Below are 18,940 nucleotides of genomic sequence, written 5' to 3'. Positions count from 1 at the left end.
GAAGTACGTAATGAAACAAGAAACCGGCTTCACCCTGCTCGAACTCATGATCGCAGTCATCGTTGTCGGTATTCTCTCGGCCATCGCCCTGCCTAGCTACCAGAGCTACGTTCGCCGCGCGGCCTGTGAGGATGCCAAAGGTGTTCTAGTAGGCGCTGGCAATGTAATGGAACGCTTCCGAGCGCAGAACAATACCTACTCCGGTGCAAATCTGGGCAGCTACGCAGCCAGCCCGGTCGATGGTTCCAGCAAGGAGACCAACATTGCTGTCACTACTGCTGATGCGACAAGCTTTACACTGACTGCCACACCGACCACCGGGGGGCACTTGAAGAGCAAGGGCACCTTAACCCTCTCCTCCACTGGTGCTCGTGGGGGCACTGGAGCACTGGCCGGCACTTGGGGCACTTGTAGGGGTATCTGAAACGAAAAAGGTCGGCATGCGCCGACCTTTTTCGTAATCGCCAAATCTACAACGCCTTCACCCGCAGCTCCTTGGGCATCGAGAAGGTAATATTCTCTTCCCGCCCATCCAGCTCCACTTCAGGCTCAGCGCCCCAGTCACGCAGCTGCTCGATCACACCACGCACCAGCACTTCAGGGGCGGAGGCGCCGGCGGTGATGCCGATGCGCTGCACGCCATCGAACCATTCCTTCTTCAGGTCCTCGGCGCCGTCGATGAGGTAACCGGGGGTACCCATGCGCTCGGCCAACTCACGCAGGCGGTTGGAGTTGGAACTGTTCGGGCTACCGACTACCAGCACCAGGTCGCACTGATCGGCCAGTTCCTTCACCGCATCCTGGCGATTCTGGGTGGCGTAGCAGATGTCGTTCTTGCGCGGGCCCTGGATGTGCGGGAACTTCGCGCGCAGGGCGTCGATCACCTTGGAGGTGTCGTCCATCGACAGAGTGGTCTGGGTGACGAAGTGCAGCGCCTCGGGATTACGTACTTCCAGCGCGGCGACGTCGGCCTCGTCTTCCACCAGGTAGATGGCGCCGCCATTGGAGTCATCGTACTGGCCCATGGTGCCTTCCACTTCCGGGTGGCCTTCGTGACCGATCAGGATGCATTCGTGGCCGTCGCGACTGTAGCGCACGACTTCCATGTGCACCTTGGTGACCAGTGGGCAGGTGGCGTCGAAGACCTTCAGGCCGCGGTTCTCGGCTTCCTTGCGCACAGCCTGGGAAACGCCGTGGGCACTGAAGATGACGATGGTGTCGTCCGGCACCTGGTCGAGTTCCTCGACGAATACGGCGCCGCGGTTGCGCAGGTTCTCCACCACGAACTTGTTGTGCACCACTTCATGGCGCACGTAGATCGGCGGGCCGAAGACGTCGAGGGCGCGGTTGACGATCTCGATCGCCCGGTCGACGCCGGCACAAAAGCCGCGGGGATTGGCGAGTTTGATTTGCATGGTGGCCTCGGGTGCTACGCAAGCCGGCCCACGAGGGGCCGGTAGGAATACTTCGCCTGAAGCGCAACGGTCCGCCAGCGACGGGCCGCGCAGTCGGTCAGGCTGATTGTACGTCGATGATATCGACTTCGAAGGTCAGCGTTTTGCCGGCCAGCGGATGGTTGAAATCGATGGTGACGTGTTGCTCGTCGAACGCTTTCACGACGCCCGGCAGCTCGGTCTTGGCGGCATCGTTGAAGATCACCAGCAGACCCTCGGCCAGCTCCATGTCCTGGAACTGGTCACGCGGCATTACCTGCACGTTGGCCGGGTTCGGCTGGCCGAAGCCCAGCTCCGGCTCGATGCTCAGGGTGCGCTTGTCGCCGGCCTTGAGGCCGAACAGCGCCTGCTCGAAGCCCGGCAACAGGTTACCGTCACCGACCTTGAAGGTGGCCGGTTGCTTGTCGAAGGTGCTGTCGACGACGTTGCCGTCTTCCAGTTTCAGGGCGAAATGCAGGGTGACCTGGGAATCCGCACCGATGCGCTGAAGGGTTTCAGAAGTCTCAGTCATTGGCGGTCTCTCCGGTATTCTTCGATTTGAACATGTCCAGCGCCAGCATGATGGCGCCGACGGTGATGGCGCTGTCGGCCAGGTTGAAGGCCGGGAAGCGCCAGCGGTCCTGCCAGTGCACGAGGATGAAGTCCACCACGTGCCCCAGGACCATGCGGTCGTACAGGTTGCCCAGCGCGCCACCCAACACCAGGGCCAGGGCGATGGCCAGCCAGGTCTCGCCGCTCTTCAGGCGCTTGAGCCAGACCACCAGCACGATGCTGACCACGATGGCGATCAGGGCGAACAGCCAGCGCTGCCAGCCCGAGCTGTCGGCCAGGAAACTGAACGCAGCGCCAGTGTTGTACGCCAGAGTCCAGCTGAACAGGTCGGGAATGACCACGATCTGCTGGTACAGGGTCAGTTCAGCCTGGAAGAAGGCCTTGGTGACCTGATCCAGGACGAACACTACCACGGTGATCCACAGCCAGGGCAGGCGGCCGAAGCGATCAGCGTTAGGCATAGTGACGCACCTCGCCTGCACCTTCGATGTTTTCAACGCAGCGATCACACAGCTCCGGATGCGCGGCGTGGCTACCCACATCGGCGCGGAAGTGCCAGCAACGGCCGCACTTGGCATGGGCGGACTTGACCACCTTCAGCTTCAGGCCCGGCAGTTCGCTGTCGACCGCGTCGGCCGGTGCATCGGCCAGCGGCGCGACGGCGGCGGCGGAGGTGATCAGCACGAAGCGCAGCTCGTTGCCCAGCTTCTCCAGGCGCTTGGCCAGGGAGTCTTCGGCATAGAGGGTGATCTCGGCCTGCAGGTTGCCGCCGATGGTCTTGGCGCTGCGCAGGTTTTCCAGCTCCTTGTTCACGGCAGCCTTGGCGGCCATGACTTCGTCCCAGTAGGCGCGATCCAGCTCGGCATCGGCCGGCAGCTCGGAGAGGCCGTCGTACCAGGTGCTGAGCATCACCGACTCTGCGCGCTCGCCCGGCATGAAGCTCCAGATCTCTTCGGCGGTGAAGGCCATGATCGGCGCGATCCAGCGCACCAGGGCCTCGGCGATGTGGAACAGCGCGGTCTGGCAGGAACGGCGGGCGACGCTGTTTGCCTGGGTGGTGTACTGGCGGTCCTTGATGATGTCCAGATAGAAGCCGCCCAGCTCCTGCACGCAGAAGTTGTGCACCTTGGAGTAGACGTTCCAGAAGCGGTAGTCGCGGTAGGCCTCTTCCAGCTCACGCTGCAGCTGCAGCGCGCGGTCGATGGCCCAGCGGTCCAGGGCCAGCAACTGGTCGTTGGGCAGCAGGTCCTTGGCCGGGTCGAAGCCGGACAGGTTGGACAGCAGGAAGCGCGTGGTATTGCGGATACGCCGGTAGGCGTCGGCGCTGCGCTGGAGGATCTGCTGGGAAACGGCGATCTCGCCGGAGTAATCGGTGGACGCTACCCACAGGCGCAGGATGTCGGCGCCCATGCTGTCGATCACGGTCTGCGGCACCACGGTGTTGCCCAGGGACTTGGACATCTTGCGGCCGGACTCGTCCACGGTGAAGCCGTGGGTCAGCAACTGGCGGTACGGCGCGTGGCCGTCGATGGCGCAGCCGGTCAGCAGCGAGGAATGGAACCAGCCGCGGTGCTGGTCGGAGCCTTCCAGGTAGAGGTCGGCGGCCGGACCGCTGGGATGGCCCAGCTCGGCGTGGGAGCCACGCAGCACGTGCCAGTGGGTGGTGCCGGAGTCGAACCAGACATCCAGGGTGTCGTTGATCTTGTCGTACTGCGCGGCTTCATCGCCCAGCAGTTCGGCGGCGTCGAGCTTGAACCAGGCCTCGATGCCTTCCTTCTCGACGCGCTGGGCGACGGCTTCCATCAGCTCGACGGTGCGCGGGTGCAGCTCGCCGGTGGCCTTGTGCAGGAAGAACGGGATCGGTACGCCCCAGTTGCGTTGACGCGAGATGCACCAGTCCGGACGGCCGGCGATCATGCCGTGCAGGCGCGCCTGGCCCCAGGTGGGCACGAATTCGGTCTGGGTGATGGCTTCCAGCGCGCGCTCGCGCAGGGTGGCACCGGTCTGCGGCTGCTTGTCCATGCCGACGAACCACTGCGCGGTGGCGCGGTAGATCAGCGGGGTCTTGTGGCGCCAGCAGTGCATGTAGCTGTGGCTGATGCTGGCGTGCTTGAGCAGCGCGCCGACTTCATCGAGCTTGGCGACGATATTCGGGTTGGCCTTCCAGATGAACTGGCCGCCAAAGAACGGCAGGTCCGAGACGTAGACGCCATTACTCTGCACGGGGCTGAGGATGTCGTCGTTGCTCATGCCGTACTGCTTGCAGGTACGGAAGTCGTCCTCGCCGTAGGCTGGGGCGGAGTGAACCACGCCGGTGCCGGCGCCCAGCTCGACGTACTCGGCCAGGTAGACCGGCGAGAAGCGCTCGTAGAACGGGTGGCGGAAGCGGATCAGGTCCAGCGACTCGCCCTGGGCGGTGGCGATGACCTTGCCTTCCAGGCCGTAGCGCGCAAGGCTCGACTCGACCAGCTCCTCGGCCAGCACCAGCAGGCGCTCGCCGGTGTCGACCAGCGCATAGGTGAATTCGGGGTGGACGTTCAGCGCCTGGTTGGCCGGGATGGTCCAGGGGGTAGTGGTCCAGATGACGATGGCAGTGGGCTTGGGCAGGCTGGCCAGGCCGAAGGCGGCGGCCAGCTTGTCGGCATCCTCCACCGGGAAGGCGACGTCGATGGCGTCGGACTTCTTGTCGGCGTACTCGACTTCCGCCTCGGCCAGGGCCGAACCGCAGTCGAAGCACCAGTTCACCGGCTTCAGACCCTTGAACACGAAGCCCTGCTTGACCATCTCGGCGAGCGCGCGGATTTCGCCGGCCTCGTTGGAGAAGTTCATGGTCTTGTAGGGGTTGTCCCACTCGCCCAGCACGCCCAGACGGATGAAATCGGCCTTCTGCCCTTCGATCTGCTCGGCGGCGTATTCGCGGCACAGTTCGCGGGTCTTGTCCGCCGGCAGGTTCTTGCCGTGGGTAGTCTCGACCTTGTGCTCGATCGGCAGGCCATGGCAGTCCCAGCCCGGCACATAGGGGGCGTCGTAACCGGCCAGGGTCTTGGAGCGGACGATGATGTCCTTGAGGATCTTGTTGACCGCGTGACCGATGTGGATGCTGCCGTTGGCGTAGGGCGGGCCATCGTGCAGGATGAATTTCGGGCGACCTTCGCCAATCTTCCGCAGCTGCTGGTACAGGCCAATGTCGTTCCACAGCTTCAGGGTCTGCGGCTCGCGCTGAGGCAGGCCGGCTTTCATCGGGAAGTCGGTTTCGGGAAGGTTCAGAGTGGCTTTGTAATCGGTCATCTCAGGGCCTGTTCAGGATCTTCAATCAAGCGGTTGGCCCAGCCAGTAGGCTCGGGCGGCGGCGATGTCGGCGAGGATGGCCGCCTTGAGTGCCTCGAGCGAGGCGAAACGCTGCTCATCACGCAGCTTCTGGTGGAAAGTGATGTCCAGATGCTGGCCGTAAAGATCGCCAGCGAAATCCAGCAGATGCACTTCCAGGTGGGGCCGGCCGTCGCCATTCACAGAAGGCCGGGTGCCGATGTTGGCAACCCCGTTTTGGCGCTGGCCAGCGACCAGGGTACTGACCAGGTAGACACCGTTGAGCGGCGCCTTGCGGCGCTTGAGCTGGATGTTCGCGGTGGGCGAGCCCAGCGTGCGCCCCAGCTTCTGCCCGTGCAGCACACGGCCACTCAGGCTATACGGACGACCCAGCAGGCGCTCGACCATCAGCAGGTCGCCGTCGGCCAGGTCCTTGCGGATACGCGAGCTACTCACGCGCATGCCGTCGACTTCCACAGTGGTCGCGGCTTCGACGGTGAAACCCTGCTCCGCGCTGGCGTTGACCAGGAAGGCGAAGTCGCCGGAACGGTCGCAGCCAAAGCGGAAATCGTCGCCCACTTCCAGATGGCGGACGCAAAGGCCTTCCACCAGCACCTGGCGGACGAACTCGGCGGCCGACAGCTCGCGCAGGCGGCGATTGAAGGCCAGGCAGAGAACGAAGTCGACGCCATACTGGCGCAGCAGTTCGAGTTTCTCGCGCAGGCGACTCAGGCGCACCGGTGCAGCATCGGGAGCGAAGTACTCGCGCGGCTGCGGCTCGAAGATCACCACGCAGCTGGGCACACCCAGCTCCAGCGAACGCTCGCGCAGACGCCCCAGGATCGCCTGGTGGCCGAGATGGACGCCGTCGAAGTTACCGATGGTGGCGACACAGCCCCCGGACAGGGGCCGCAGGTTGTGAAGGCCTCGAAGCAGCTGCATAGCGCGCGTATTGCTCAGAAAGTGGTCGATTATACCTGCACCCGTTGCCGTGCGACAGGCAAAATGCCGTCGCCGCAAACGGATGCAATGCTTTGCCCGGCGAAGGTTACAGCACCGCGCGGCGGGAGAAGTCCCGCAGGCGGAAGCCGAGGATCGCCAGCATACCGAAATAGGCAACCACGCCGCCGCCTACCAGCGCGCCCAGGCGCACCAGGCGAATCGGCATGCCGCCCTCATTCCAGGCTGGCATGAAGTGCATCATGCCGATCAGCACGGCGCACATCACCAGTACAGAGACGACTAATTTGCCGATGAACTTGCCCCAGCCTGGCTGTGGCTCGAATAGCTGGTGCTTGCGCAACTGCCAGTAGAGAAGACTGGCGTTCAGGCAGGCGGCAACGCTGATCGCCAGGGCAAGACCTGCGTGCTTGAGCGGGCCAATGAACACCAGGTTCATCAACTGGGTGGACACCAGGGTGAACAACGCGATCTTCACCGGCGTCTTGATGTTCTGCCGGGCATAGAAACCCGGCGCCAGCACCTTCACCAGGATGATGCCGAGCAGACCGACCGCATAGGCGATCAGCGCACGCTGAGTCATCAGGGCGTCATGGGCGCTGAACTTGCCGTACTGGAACAGCGCGACGGTCAGCGGCTCGGCGATCACCGCCAAGGCCAGGGAGCACGGCAGCACCAGCAGGAAACACAGGCGCAGCCCCCAGTCCATCAACCGCGAATACTCGTGGCGGTCGTCACTGGCGTAGGTCTTGGCCAGCGATGGCAACAGGATGGTGCCCAGCGCCACACCCAGCACGCCGGACGGCAGCTCCATCAGGCGGTCCGCGTAGTACATCCAGGACACGGAGCCGGCGACCAGGAAGGAGGCGAAGATGGTGTTGATGATCAGGGAAATCTGGCTGACCGAGACGCCGAGGATCGCCGGCCCCATCTGCTTGAGCACGCGCCAGACGCCGGAATCCCGCAGGTTGATGCGCGGCAGCACGAGCATGCCGATCTTCTTCAGGTGCGGCAGCTGGTAGAGCATCTGCGCCAGGCCGCCGGCCAGCACCGCCCAGCCGAGCGCCATGATCGGCGGGTCGAAGTACGGCGTGAGGAACAATGCGAAGAGGATCATGCTGACGTTCAGCAGGGTCGGCACGAAGGCCGGCACCGAGAAGCGGTTCCAGGTATTGAGGATCGCCCCCGCGAGAGATGCCAGCGAGATCAGCAGGATATAAGGGAAGGTCACCCGCAGCAGGGAGCTGGTGAGTTCGAACTTCTCCGGTGAATCGACGAAGCCGGGCGCCGTCACCCAGATCACCCAGGGCGCAGCGAGCATGCCCAGCGCCGTGACCAGCGCCAGGATCAGGGTCAGCAGGCCGGACACATAGGCGATGAAGGTGCGGGTCGCCTCCTCACCCTGCTGGGTCTTGTACTCGGCCAGGATCGGCACGAAAGCCTGGGAGAACGCGCCTTCGGCGAAGATCCGGCGCAGCAGGTTGGGCAGTTTGAAGGCGACGAAGAAGGCGTCGGTGGCCATGCCAGCGCCGAACATGCGCGCGACTATCGTGTCGCGCACAAAGCCGAGCACCCGCGAGATCATGGTCATCGAGCTGACCGCGGCCAGCGACTTGAGTAGGTTCATAGCGTCCAGAACTGGTAGAATGGCCGCCCCTGCTGGGCACGGCACTGGCCAGAGCGATTGCTCGGCCGCCAGGCGAAGCGCAGCAGTGTAGGGCCGTGGGGCGAATAAATCACCCCATCCACCGGAGAGCGTGCGACTGTCGCACCACTCGTCGGAGGCCGCCCATACCCTTGACAAGGCCTTGATGCGACGGCATTATTCGCGGCCTTAATTTATTCGCAACATCCCTAGTTTTTTTCGAGGAGCTCGACGGTGGCCAACACACCTTCCGCCAAAAAACGCGCCAAACAGGCTGAGAAGCGTCGCAGCCACAACGCCAGCCTGCGTTCCATGGTTCGTACCTACATCAAGAACGTAGTCAAAGCAGTCGACGCCAAGGACCTGCCGAAGGCCCAGGCCGCTCTGGTTGCTGCCGTACCGGTCATCGACCGCATGGCTGACAAAGGCATCATCCACAAGAACAAGGCCGCCCGCCACAAGAGCCGCCTGAACGCCCACGTGAAGGCCCTGGCCACCGCGTAAGCGTTCCGTTCTTGAAAAACCGGCCTCAGGGCCGGTTTTTTATTGCCTGCGATTTGCCTAGCGCACCGTTATCCACAGGCCATCCTCTCCGCCGATGAGAAGCCTGCAGGCAAAAAGAAAGGGCGGTCACCCGCCCTTCTCTTTCTTACTTCTCAGGCCACGGCATGATCGGAATCGCCGTCACCGCATTCTGCGGACTACCCTCGATCACCCGATCGCTGTAGACCAGATAGACCAGCGCATTGCGCTTCTTGTCGAAGAAGCGCACCACCTGCATGGTCTTGAACACCAGCGAGGTGCGCTGCTGGAACACCACCTCGCCATCCTTGAGTTCACCCGCGAAGCGGATCGGCCCCACCTGGCGACAGGAGATCGACGCCTCGGCGCGATCTTCCGCCAAGCCCAAGCCACCCTTCACGCCGCCAGTCTTGGCGCGCGACAGGTAGCAACTGACACCCTGCACCTTCGGATCATCGAAAGCCTCGACGACGATCTTGTCGTTCGGCCCGACCCACTTGAACACGGTCGACACCTCGCCGACCACGTCGGCCCGGGCCAGCACCGGCAGCAGCATCAGCGCCGCCATCAATCCCTTGCGCATGGAGAACCCCCTCAGACGAGCACCAGGTTGTCGCGGTGCACCAATTCCGGGCCGTCAATGTAGCCGAGCAGGCCCTCGATGGAGTCGGTCGGCTGACCAATGATCTTCTGTGCTTCGAGCGTGCTGTAGTTGGCCAGGCCACGAGCGATTTCGCGCCCCCGCTGATCCACGCAAACCACCATCTCGCCGCGACGGAAGCTGCCCTGCACAGCCTTCACACCGACCGGCAACAGGCTCTTGTGGTCCTGGGCGACCGCCTTGACCGCGCCATCATCCAGCACCAGGGTGCCGCGCATCTGCAGATGACCAGCCAGCCACTGCTTGCGCGCTGCCTTGCGACTCTGCTCAGGAGTCAGCAGCGTACCGAGACGCTCACCAACACGCAGGCGATCCAGCACACGCTCGATGAGCCCACCGACGATCACCGTGTGCGCGCCGGAACGAGCCGCCAGGCGCGCCGCACGCAGCTTGGTCTGCATGCCGCCACGACCGAGCGCGCCGCCAGTACCGCCAGCCACCGCATCCAGCGCCGCATCATCGGCACGAGCCTCGAAAATCAACTGGGCATCGGGATTGTTGCGCGGGTCGGCGTCGAACATACCGTCGCGATCGGTAAGGATCACCAACAGGTCGGCCTCGACCAGGTTGGCCACCAGCGCCGCCAGCGTGTCGTTGTCGCCGAAACGAATCTCGTCGGTGACCACGGTGTCGTTCTCGTTGATCACCGGGATCACGCCAAGGTCGACCAGCGTGCGCAGGGTATTGCGCCCGTTCAGATAGCGCTTGCGATCGGACAGGTCGTCATGGGTCAGCAGCACCTGGGCAGTCTGCAGGCCGTGCACGCCGAAACTGGACTCCCAGGCCTGCACCAGCCCCATCTGCCCAACCGCGGCGGCCGCCTGCAGCTCGTGCATGTCACTAGGTCGGGAAACCCAACCCAGGCGACTCATGCCCGCCGCGACGGCGCCCGAAGACACCAGCACCAGCTCGACGCCCGCGCAATGCAGCGCAACCATCTGCTCGACCCATACCGCCATGGCGTCGCGATCCAGACCGCGACCATCGGCGGTCAGCAACGCACTGCCAATCTTGACTACCCAGCGCTTGGCGCCAGTGACCTTCTCACGCATACCCTCAACCTTAGAAGTCAGGCTTCACACGTTTCATCCGGGCCGGCGGGCGCCGTTCCGATCAAGGCACGTAGAAGATTTCCGGCCCATCGCCGTCGTCTTCGTCATCCTCGAAATCATCGTCATCCACATCGTCGGCATTCTTCAGACCCGCGCGACGCAGGGCACGAGCATCATCCAGCGCCTGCAGACGGGCGCGAGCCTCGTCTTCGATGCGCTGATCCAGGGCCGCCAGGGCTTCGCCGAAGGCTGGCTCTTCCTCAATGCGCAGGGTGCGCTCGTCGAGGTACTTCATGATGTCCTGGCTCAGCGCCTCGGTACCATTACGCTCCAGGGCGGAGATCACGTAGACCGGACCTTCCCAGCCCAGACGATCCACCACCGCCTGCTTGCGACGCTCCTGCTCCTCGGGCTCGAGGATCTGGTCCATCTTGTTCAGCACCAGCCAGCGATCACGCTCGGTCAGCGCCGGGCTGAATTTCTCCAGCTCATGCACGATGGTTTCGGCAGCATCGGCCGGGTCGCTTTCGTCCAGCGGCGCCATATCGACGATATGCAGCAACAGACGGGTACGCGCCAGGTGCTTGAGGAAGCGGATACCCAGGCCGGCACCTTCGGCAGCACCCTCGATCAGACCAGGGATGTCGGCAACCACGAAGCTCTTGAAGCGACCGACACTGACCACGCCCAGGTTCGGCACCAGGGTGGTGAAGGGATAATCGGCAACCTTCGGCTTGGCCGCGGAGACCGAGCGAATGAAGGTGCTCTTGCCGGCGTTCGGCAGGCCCAGCAGACCGACGTCCGCCAGCACTTTCAGCTCCAGCTTGAGATCACGCGCATCGCCGGGCTTGCCCGGAGTGGTCTGGCGCGGCGCACGGTTGGTGCTGGACTTGAAGCGGGTATTGCCCAGACCGTGCCAGCCACCCTGAGCCACCATGATGCGCTGACCGGCAGTGGTCAGGTCACCGATGATTTCCTGGGTATTGGCATCGATGATGGTGGTACCGACCGGCACGGGCAGAACGAGATCGTCACCCTTGGCACCAGTGCAATCCTTGCTGCCGCCGTTCTCGCCGCGCTGGGCGTCGAAACGACGGGTGTAGCGATAGTCCACCAGGGTATTCAGGTTCTCGTCGGCCTGGAGGAACACCGAGCCACCGTCGCCACCGTCACCGCCGTTGGGACCGCCTTTCTCGATGAACTTCTCGCGGCGGAAGCTCATGAGGCCGTTGCCGCCGTCACCGGCTTTCACGTGGATGGATACTTCGTCGACGAATTTCATTGCGAACGCCTCCCGCAGCACCTGCGGGTTGAAAATAAGAAAAGGAGCATAGGATACAGCCAAGTCCGCGCAAACGCCCGAACCGACAGCACCTCGCCTGGAAACGCCAGAAACAAAAAAGCCCCGTCGCGAGACAGGGCTTTTTCAGTGAAGGCTCGCTTAGGCAGCGACGACGCTTACATAGCGACGGCCAAAGGCGCCTTTCACTTCGAACTTGATCACGCCGTCGACTTTAGCGAACAGGGTGTGATCCTTGCCCATGCCAACGCCGTAGCCAGCGTGGAACTGGGTACCGCGCTGACGCACGATGATGTTGCCTGCTTTCACAGCCTGGCTACCGAACAGCTTCACGCCAAGGCGTTTGCTTTCTGAGTCGCGGCCGTTGCGGGTACTACCGCCAGCTTTTTTGTGTGCCATGAGTCAATTCTCCTAAACAGGAAACAGGCCTAAAAAGGAATTAGGCCTGGATGCCGGTGATTTTGATTTCAGTGAACCACTGGCGGTGGCCCTGACGCTTCATGTGGTGCTTGCGGCGGCGGAACTTGATGATGCGGATTTTATCGTGACGGCCGTGGGAAACCACTTCTGCAGTCACTTTCGCGCCTTCTACCACCGGCAGGCCGATCTTGACGTCGTCGCCGTTGGCAACCAGCAGGATACGATCCAGGTTGATCGCTTCGCCGGTGGCAACGTCGAGTTTTTCGACCTTGAGGAATTCGCCTTCGGTGACTTTGTATTGCTTGCCACCAGTAACAATTACTGCGTACATCTGGATGTCTCCGTTAGACCTGCTCACCCGACGCTTTATAGAAAGAGGAATCGGTCGGCATGGCTGCATGGGGCCGGAAAGGACGCCCGTGCAATTGCGTAAGGCAGGATATGCCAGGGAAGTTCGGGGCCGCGATTGTACGCAAAGCCCCAGTGCGGATCAAGCCCCACGGGGCCTTGCCTTGACAGCCCCAACCCCGCCACCTAGCATGCCGCGCAATCTACGAGGAGCGCTGTCTTTAATGCAACCCCAGGCTTTCTATCGCGTGGTGGCGGACGACTTCACCGCCGTCGACGGCATTATCCGTCGCCAACTCACTTCCCGCGTTCCCCTGGTGGAAAAGATCGGCGACTACATCATCTCCGCCGGCGGCAAGCGTCTTCGTCCGCTGCTGGTGCTCCTCTCGGGCAAGGCCCTGGGCTATTCGGGCGATGACCTGAAGCTGCTGGCAGCCACCATCGAGTTCCTGCACACCTCCACCCTGCTGCACGACGACGTGGTCGACGCCTCCGGCCTGCGCCGCGGCCGCGCCACCGCCAACGCCCAGTGGGGCAACGCGCCGAGCGTGCTGGTGGGCGACTTCCTTTATGCGCGCTCCTTCGAAATGATGGTCGAGCTGGGCTCCATGCCGGTCATGCGCATCATTTCCCAGGCCACCCGCGTGATCGCCGAAGGCGAAGTACTGCAGCTGTCCAAGGTCCGCGACGCCAGCACCACCGAAGAAACCTACATGGAAGTCATCCGCGGCAAGACCGCGATGCTCTTCGAAGCTTCTACCCACAGCGCTGCCGCACTGGCCAACGCCCAGCCGGAGCAATCCGAGGCGCTGCGCCTGTTCGGCGATGCCCTGGGCATCGCCTTCCAGCTGGTGGACGACCTGCTCGACTACCGCGGCGACGCCGCCAGCCTGGGCAAGAACGTCGGCGACGACCTCGCCGAAGGCAAGCCGACCCTGCCGCTGATCGCCACCATGCGCGACGGCACCCCGGAACAGGCCGCGCTGGTGCGCAAGGCCATCCAGCAGGGCGGCAGCCAGGATCTGGAAGGTATCCGTGCCGCCGTCGAAGCCGCTGGTGCGCTGGATTACACCGCCAACCTGGCCCGCGAATACGCCGCCCGCGCCATCGATTACCTCAAGGCGCTGCCGGACAACGAGTACCGCGCCGCACTGATCGAGCTGGCCGAGTTCGCCGTCGCCCGCACGCACTGATCCAGCGCTCCAGCAAAGCCCGCCCCGGTTCGCCGCGGCGGGTTTTTTGTTGCCTGTCTTTTGATCGGGAACAACAGATCATCGCCCATGCAAAAAAATTCCAATTCAGGCTTGCTATTGAGATAATAAGAATTATTCTCATTAAACGCTTTGCACGGAGGAACGCGCCATGACCTACATGATCGACGCCTGGCTGGATCGCCCGCACCCCTACCTGCGCATCCTGCATCGGGACACCGGGGAAGTCTGCGCAGTGCTGGAGCAAGAGGCCCTGGATGAACTGCGAGAACAGGGCGGCCTGGATCTGTCCGAGCTCAATACCAGCGAACCGCTGGTGCTCAAGGAACTGGTGCGCAACCTGTTCCTGTTCTGTTACGCCCGCGCGCTGCGCTAGAGGTATTCGTAGGAGCGAGCTTGCTCGCGAACCTCCAGACTTGGCGCAAGGCTGTTCGCGAGCAAGCTCGCTCCTACAAAAGCGGGTGCACCTGAAGGTTTACGCCGGCGCCGGATGCGCCGTCGGTGCTCCGCTGCCCGGGAGGCGGATGCACAAAGGGGCGCCTGAGCGCCCCTTTTCCTGCGCAGTCGCCAAGGATGGCACTGCGCAGCGAACCGTTGGAAATCAGAGGATTTCCAGCAGCTCGACGTCGAACACCAGCACGCTGTGCGGCGGGATGCTGCCGACAGCCTGGCCGCCGTAGGCCAGCTCGCTCGGCACATGCAGACGCCATTTGCTGCCAGCGTTCATCAGTTGCAGGGCCTCGACCCAGCCGGCGATCACGCCGCCCACCGGGAATTCAGCCGGCTGGCCGCGCTCGTAAGAGCTGTCGAAGACGGTGCCATCGACCAGGGTACCGTGGTAGTGGGTACGCACGGTGTCTTCGCGGGACGGCTTGGCGCCTTCGCCGCTGACCAGTACTTCATACTGCAGACCGGACGGCAGAACAGTCACGCCCTCACGCTTGGCATTTCCCACCAGGTACTCGCGACCAACACCGGCAGCGGCTTCGGCTTTGGCCTGGGCTTCGGCCTGCATGCGCTCGCGGATGACCTGGAAGCTGGCGGACAGGACTTCGTCCGGCACACGGCTTTCGGCGCCGGCGTAGGCGTCGGAGAGGCCGGCCAGAATGGCGTCGAGGGTCATGCCCGGAACCGGGTTCTCGCGCAGCTGGTCGCCCAGCTGGCGGCCGATACCGTAGCTGACGCGGGCTTCGTCGGTGGAAAGGTTGAGTTCGCTCATGGCGGCGCTCCGCTGGAGGTTCAAAAAAGGGCCGCCAGCCTAGCACAGATGCACCGCCGCCCCCACCGCACGAGCCGCGCGCAGCGGGATGGGCCAAGCGCCGCGCTACAGACTCAGTGCAACGGGATGGTCACGCCCGCGCCGATGTCGCGCTCATCGTCCATACCGCACATCTCGTCATGCACCACGGCATGCACCAGATGAAACGGGACATTGGGCAACGCCCGGAGCACTTCCCGCGCATGGGCGAGGGAGCGCACGCTGATGACGTGCCCGGCCTCGTCCTGGAGCGGGTAGAAGCGCGCGCCCATGCGTGCTTCCAGTACATAGATGTCGCCTTCCAGCGAGACCAGGTTGATCTCGTCGATGTCACCGGCGACCGAGCGGCTGGTCAGTTCCTGCAGATTCATATGCTGCACCTCCTGCGGATTGATCCACGCAAAAAGTCTTGTACAGCAGGCGCTCACCGCAAGCCGAAAACGCAACCGCCCGTCCGTTTTGCAACGGCCGGGCGGTGTGGATAACGCAGCGGAGCCTTAGTGGTCGTGGCGCGTGGCCTTGTCCAGGTAGCCCATGGCAAAGGCCGAGAGGACGAAGGTGAGGTGCATGATCACGTACCACATCAGCTTGTTGTCTTCGATGTTCTTGGCGTCCATGAAGATGCGCAGCAAGTGGATCGAGGAGATCGCCACGATGGACGCGGCCACCTTGTTCTTCAGCGAGGTGGCGTCCATCTTGCCCAGCCAGCTGAGTTTTTCCTTGCCTTCGTCGATGTCCAGCTGCGACACGAAGTTCTCGTAGCCGGAGAACATCACCATCACCAGCAGGCCACCGACCAGCGCCATGTCGATCAGCGACAGCAGCACCAGGATCAGGTCCGCCTCGGCGATGGAGAAGATGCTGGGCAGGATGTGAAAGATTTCCTGGAAGAATTTGATGGTCAGCGCCAACAGGGCCAGCGACAGGCCGATGTAGATCGGCGCCAGCAGCCAGCGGGCGGCGTACAGGGAGTTTTCGACGAATCGTTCCATGGTGCTCGCAGGAAAGGTCTCAGGAAAAGGGGCCGCCGCAGTATAGCGGATGGTTTTTGCGAGTTATCCCGGCTTTCTATGGATAAATATGTCTGTGGATAAATAGGTGGCCAGCCACGCTATGAAACCGTAGCGACCAGGCACCCCGCAGCCTTCAGCGAATTGTGCAGGGGCTGCGCAATCCCTCAGCCTTGAACGCTTCAACCCTCGGGGCGGAACTGGAAGTTGCCGACATGGCGCGATCGTTCGCCGTTCAGACGGCGCAACTCGCCCTGCAGGTGCAACTGCCAGATGGGAGGATCGTCTGCCACGATGTAGCCCTGCTGGGCCAGGCAGTCGGAGATCGCTTCGAGCACGCCTTCAGCCACGAAAGGCCCGCAGAAAGGGCCCTGCGCCTTGATGGCGGTAGGCTGCGCGCCGGACATGCCGGCGGCGCACAACAAGGTCCAGAGTCCATTCTCTCCGGCCAGCGGCCTGATCTCGCACTCGATGCGCGTGGTCAGCCCCAGACAGGGGCGGATAAGGCAGAGGTTACGCGGCATGGCGGCACCCTCGCGGTTGTCCTGGGATTGAGACTACACCCAGGTTCCGACACGCGAAAGCGCGGATTTATCCACTCATCTTGCAGACAACGGAGTGTAAAACGCGCGGACAGGAGCGCAGCCGAGGCGCCCCTGCCCTGCCGGCAATCAGTCGGCGTCCTTCTTCTTGCGGGCGCGCTCTTTCTCTACGGGAGCCTTTTCCGCCGGCACCTTATCCGCCTTCGGCTTGCTGGCGGGCTTGGCGGCGACGGGCTCCTTGGCCGACTTTTCCTTTTCCTCTTCGTCCATGCCCAGCTCGGAAATTTCCTTGAGGCGCTCGACGACACGGGCGTTGACGCTGCCCTTGGGGAAGTGGCCGTTGGCATTCGGCGCACCGGCTGGCTCGCCGACCAGCAGGCTCAGCGCCTCGTCGGCCTGGCGCACCGCATAGATGTGGAACTGACCGTTACGCACCGCCTGTAGCACGCGCTCGTCGAGCATCAGGGTAGCGACGTTGGCGCGCGGGATGATTACACCCTGCTCGCCGGTCAGGCCACGCGCTTCGCACAAACGGAAGAAGCCTTCGATCTTCTCGTTGACCCCACCGACCGCCTGCACTTCACCGAACTGGTTGATCGAGCCGGTGATGGCGAAGCACTGCCGCAGCGGCGTACGCGACAGGGCCGAGATCAATGTGCAGACCTCGCCCAGCGAGGCGCTGTCGCCGTCGACATAGCCGTAGGACTGCTCCAGGGCGATGCTCGCGGAAATCTCCAGGGGGAATTCCTGGGCGTAGCGGCTGCCGAGGTAGCCGGTGAGGATCATCACGCCCTTGGAGTGAATCGGCTGGCCGAGGTTGACCTCGCGCTCGATGTCGACGATGCCGCTGCCGCCTGGGTAGACCGTGGCGGAGATGCGCGCCGGCATGCCGAACGCGGAGTCGCCGACTTCCAGCACGGTCAGGCCGTTGCACTTGCCCACCGCGGCGCCGTCGCTGTCGATCAGGATGATGCCGGCAAGGATGTCGTCGAGGATCCGCGCCGACACGCGGCCAGTGCGGGTTTCCTTGGCTTTCAGGGCACGCTCGATGTGGCCGAGGTCGGTCACTTCCTGGCCGGCCAGCTGGCGGATGAAGTCCGCTTCGCTGACCAGCTGGAACAGATCGCCGATGCGCGCGGAGAGGCGGCCCTGGTGTTCGGCCAGGCGAGCGCTATAGGTCGCCAGGCGCGCCACGGCCTCGCGGCTGAGCGGCGCCAGGCCCTCTTCCGAAGTGCGGGTCTTGAGCAACTGGGCGAACTGTTCGAGGCTGTCCTCGGCGAGCGGGATGTCCTCGTCGAAGTCCACCAGCACGCGGAACATCTCCTGGAAGTCCGGGTCCAGGTCCTGCAGCGTGTAGTAGATCTGCCGCGACCCGATGATGATCACCTTGAGGTTCAGCGGGATCACCTGGGGCGTCAGGCTCATGGCGGTCAGGCGGCCGAGTTCGGCCAGTGGCGATTCCATCTTCAGCTGACGCGACTGCAGCGCGCGCTTCAGGGCGTCCCAGACGAAGGGCTCGCCGAGCAGCTTCTCCGCCTCCAGTACAAGGAAGCCGCCGTTGGCGCGGTGCAACGCACCAGGGCGCAGCTGGCGGTAGCTGGTGTAGAGCGCGCCCTGGTCGGAGGCGTATTCGATCCGGCCGAACAGATTGTCATAGGTCGGGTGCGATTCGAACACTACCGGCGCACCGCTGGTGGCGTGGTGACCGATCGCCTGGTTGGGCGCGTACTGCTCTTCCAGGCTCTGCTTGCGCTGCGGGTCGGTGCGCTCGGCGTCCACCAGTTGATCGACCACGGTCTTCAACAGGTTGAGCTGCATGGCCTGCAGGTACGTGCTGACCCCGGAATTGTTGTTGTACTTCTCCACCAGCGGCGCCAGCAGCGGCTGCAGCGCCAGGGTGATGGTTTCTTCGTTGAGCTGGCGTAGCTGATTGCTGGACTCGCGCTTCCACTGCGGCAGGCTGGAAAGCTCCTCGTTGAGGTGCTCCTCCAGGTCGGCGATATCGGCGTGGAAGCGCTCGCGCTCCTCTTCCGGCAACTGGGCGAACTCGGCTTCATCCAGTGCCTTGCCGTCCTTCATCGGGGTGAAGGCGATGTTGGCGCTGTCGCGGTACAGGGCGACTTCCTTCTCCAGCGCCAGGCGCTCGACGGTATCCAAGGCCTTGTCGTAGCGCTGGTTGAAGGCGCGATCGATGGCGCTCTTCTTCTGCTGGTACGCCGGGTTCTCGAACACCGAGGGGAAGGTCGAGAGCAGGTTGTCGATCAGGTGGTCGATGTCGGTGCCGAACTCGGCGCCGCTGCCCGGCGGCAGTTCGATCACCCGCGGCTCGCGCGAATCATCGAAATTATTGACGTAGACCCAGTCAGCCGGTGTCGGCAGGCGTTTGCCCTCGGCCTTCAGGTAGCGCTGCACGAAAGAGAAGCGTCCGGTACCGGGCTCACCCATGACGAACACGTTGTAACCCGGACGCGGCATCGCCACGCCGAACTGCAACGCCTCGACTGCGCGCTCCTGTCCAAGCACGCCCAGGAAAGGCTCCAGTTCTTCGGTGGTCTTGAAGGGAAACTGTTCGGGGGTGAAGGGGCGGGTCAGTTCATCGGGCGCCAGGCGCAGGCCGGCAGCAACGGAATCGGGCATTGGAGGTCCTTGCTTCGGGCGGCTCGAGGCCGCGGAGATTCGTCCGCATTCTCGCGCCGCCC

Annotated in this window: 20 protein-coding genes; 4 read left to right on the top strand and 16 right to left on the bottom strand. The window is 63.5% G+C overall.

Features of this window, described 5'->3' with window-relative positions; all coding sequences use genetic code 11:
- Nucleotides 1-10 precede the first annotated feature (10 nt).
- The gene (locus tag CTR55_RS19785) at nucleotides 11-424 is read left to right on the top strand and encodes a type IV pilin protein (RefSeq protein WP_296288637.1); all 414 of its coding nucleotides are present in this window, start codon (nucleotides 11-13) and stop codon (nucleotides 422-424) included.
- A 46-nt stretch (nucleotides 425-470) separates the two neighbouring features.
- Here the strand turns inward: CTR55_RS19785 and ispH are convergent, their stop codons facing one another.
- The 6 genes from ispH to murJ all read right to left on the bottom strand — a co-directional run bounded on the left by ispH (nucleotide 471) and on the right by murJ (nucleotide 7,899).
- Entirely contained in the window at nucleotides 471-1,415 is a 945-nt protein-coding gene (gene ispH / locus CTR55_RS19780) for a 4-hydroxy-3-methylbut-2-enyl diphosphate reductase (RefSeq protein WP_296288635.1), read from the bottom strand.
- A gap of 97 nt (nucleotides 1,416-1,512) precedes the next feature.
- Nucleotides 1,513-1,965, bottom strand: a complete 453-nt coding sequence (gene fkpB / locus CTR55_RS19775) for an FKBP-type peptidyl-prolyl cis-trans isomerase (protein WP_296288633.1) — start codon at nucleotides 1,963-1,965, stop codon at nucleotides 1,513-1,515.
- Nucleotides 1,958-2,467 (bottom strand): signal peptidase II, encoded by a 510-nt coding sequence (gene lspA / locus CTR55_RS19770; RefSeq protein ID WP_296288631.1) that lies wholly within the window; start codon nucleotides 2,465-2,467, stop codon nucleotides 1,958-1,960. Before lspA ends, fkpB begins: the two co-directional genes overlap by 8 nt.
- A complete protein-coding gene (gene ileS / locus CTR55_RS19765) occupies nucleotides 2,460-5,294 on the bottom strand; it encodes an isoleucine--tRNA ligase (protein ID WP_296288629.1) in 2,835 nt (944 codons plus the stop codon). The genes lspA and ileS overlap by 8 nt, the downstream gene beginning before the upstream one ends.
- Before the next feature lie 21 nt (nucleotides 5,295-5,315).
- The gene (gene ribF, locus CTR55_RS19760; RefSeq protein WP_296288627.1) at nucleotides 5,316-6,254 is read right to left on the bottom strand and encodes a bifunctional riboflavin kinase/FAD synthetase; all 939 of its coding nucleotides are present in this window, start codon (nucleotides 6,252-6,254) and stop codon (nucleotides 5,316-5,318) included.
- A 106-nt stretch (nucleotides 6,255-6,360) separates the two neighbouring features.
- Nucleotides 6,361-7,899, bottom strand: a complete 1,539-nt coding sequence (gene murJ, locus CTR55_RS19755) for a murein biosynthesis integral membrane protein MurJ (RefSeq protein WP_296288626.1) — start codon at nucleotides 7,897-7,899, stop codon at nucleotides 6,361-6,363.
- Nucleotides 7,900-8,151: 252 nt separating this feature from the next.
- Here murJ and rpsT point away from each other — a divergent pair, with 252 nt between their 5' ends.
- Nucleotides 8,152-8,421 (top strand): 30S ribosomal protein S20, encoded by a 270-nt coding sequence (gene rpsT / locus CTR55_RS19750; RefSeq protein WP_009617555.1) that lies wholly within the window; start codon nucleotides 8,152-8,154, stop codon nucleotides 8,419-8,421.
- A 145-nt stretch (nucleotides 8,422-8,566) separates the two neighbouring features.
- Here rpsT and CTR55_RS19745 read toward each other — a convergent pair whose 3' ends face one another.
- The 5 genes from CTR55_RS19745 to rplU all read right to left on the bottom strand — a co-directional run bounded on the left by CTR55_RS19745 (nucleotide 8,567) and on the right by rplU (nucleotide 12,203).
- The gene (locus CTR55_RS19745; protein WP_296288624.1) at nucleotides 8,567-9,022 is read right to left on the bottom strand and encodes a CreA family protein; all 456 of its coding nucleotides are present in this window, start codon (nucleotides 9,020-9,022) and stop codon (nucleotides 8,567-8,569) included.
- 11 nt (nucleotides 9,023-9,033) lie between these two features.
- Nucleotides 9,034-10,152 (bottom strand): glutamate 5-kinase, encoded by a 1,119-nt coding sequence (gene proB / locus CTR55_RS19740; RefSeq protein ID WP_296288622.1) that lies wholly within the window; start codon nucleotides 10,150-10,152, stop codon nucleotides 9,034-9,036.
- Nucleotides 10,153-10,213: 61 nt separating this feature from the next.
- The gene (gene cgtA, locus CTR55_RS19735) at nucleotides 10,214-11,434 is read right to left on the bottom strand and encodes an Obg family GTPase CgtA (protein WP_296288620.1); all 1,221 of its coding nucleotides are present in this window, start codon (nucleotides 11,432-11,434) and stop codon (nucleotides 10,214-10,216) included.
- Between the two features lie 159 nt (nucleotides 11,435-11,593).
- The gene (gene rpmA, locus CTR55_RS19730) at nucleotides 11,594-11,851 is read right to left on the bottom strand and encodes a 50S ribosomal protein L27 (RefSeq protein WP_017521622.1); all 258 of its coding nucleotides are present in this window, start codon (nucleotides 11,849-11,851) and stop codon (nucleotides 11,594-11,596) included.
- A gap of 40 nt (nucleotides 11,852-11,891) precedes the next feature.
- Entirely contained in the window at nucleotides 11,892-12,203 is a 312-nt protein-coding gene (gene rplU, locus CTR55_RS19725) for a 50S ribosomal protein L21 (RefSeq protein ID WP_138212169.1), read from the bottom strand.
- Between the two features lie 241 nt (nucleotides 12,204-12,444).
- Between rplU and CTR55_RS19720 the strand changes: the two genes are divergently transcribed.
- Together CTR55_RS19720 and CTR55_RS19715 are read left to right on the top strand one after the other, a co-directional pair.
- Nucleotides 12,445-13,413 (top strand): polyprenyl synthetase family protein, encoded by a 969-nt coding sequence (locus CTR55_RS19720; protein ID WP_296288617.1) that lies wholly within the window; start codon nucleotides 12,445-12,447, stop codon nucleotides 13,411-13,413.
- A 169-nt stretch (nucleotides 13,414-13,582) separates the two neighbouring features.
- Nucleotides 13,583-13,807, top strand: a complete 225-nt coding sequence (locus tag CTR55_RS19715; protein ID WP_296288615.1) for a hypothetical protein — start codon at nucleotides 13,583-13,585, stop codon at nucleotides 13,805-13,807.
- A 225-nt stretch (nucleotides 13,808-14,032) separates the two neighbouring features.
- On the opposite strand, the gene CTR55_RS19710 is transcribed toward CTR55_RS19715, so the two are convergent.
- The 5 genes from CTR55_RS19710 to CTR55_RS19690 form a co-directional block, all read right to left on the bottom strand.
- Nucleotides 14,033-14,650, bottom strand: a complete 618-nt coding sequence (locus CTR55_RS19710) for an FKBP-type peptidyl-prolyl cis-trans isomerase (RefSeq protein ID WP_296288613.1) — start codon at nucleotides 14,648-14,650, stop codon at nucleotides 14,033-14,035.
- Nucleotides 14,651-14,763: 113 nt separating this feature from the next.
- Nucleotides 14,764-15,060, bottom strand: coding sequence for a DUF6482 family protein (locus CTR55_RS19705; protein WP_296288611.1), 297 nt, complete (start codon nucleotides 15,058-15,060; stop codon nucleotides 14,764-14,766).
- A 126-nt stretch (nucleotides 15,061-15,186) separates the two neighbouring features.
- A complete protein-coding gene (locus CTR55_RS19700) occupies nucleotides 15,187-15,681 on the bottom strand; it encodes a TIGR00645 family protein (RefSeq protein WP_296288609.1) in 495 nt (164 codons plus the stop codon).
- Between the two features lie 200 nt (nucleotides 15,682-15,881).
- Nucleotides 15,882-16,223: a hypothetical protein gene (locus CTR55_RS19695; RefSeq protein WP_024763074.1), complete on the bottom strand. Its 342-nt coding sequence runs from the start codon at nucleotides 16,221-16,223 to the stop codon at nucleotides 15,882-15,884.
- Between the two features lie 147 nt (nucleotides 16,224-16,370).
- Entirely contained in the window at nucleotides 16,371-18,878 is a 2,508-nt protein-coding gene (locus CTR55_RS19690; protein WP_296288607.1) for an ATP-binding protein, read from the bottom strand.
- Nucleotides 18,879-18,940 lie beyond the last annotated feature (62 nt).

It is taken from the genome of Pseudomonas sp. (assembly GCF_002796985.1).
Classification (GTDB): domain Bacteria; phylum Pseudomonadota; class Gammaproteobacteria; order Pseudomonadales; family Pseudomonadaceae; genus Pseudomonas.
This window is presented reverse-complemented; position numbering and strand designations above follow the sequence as displayed.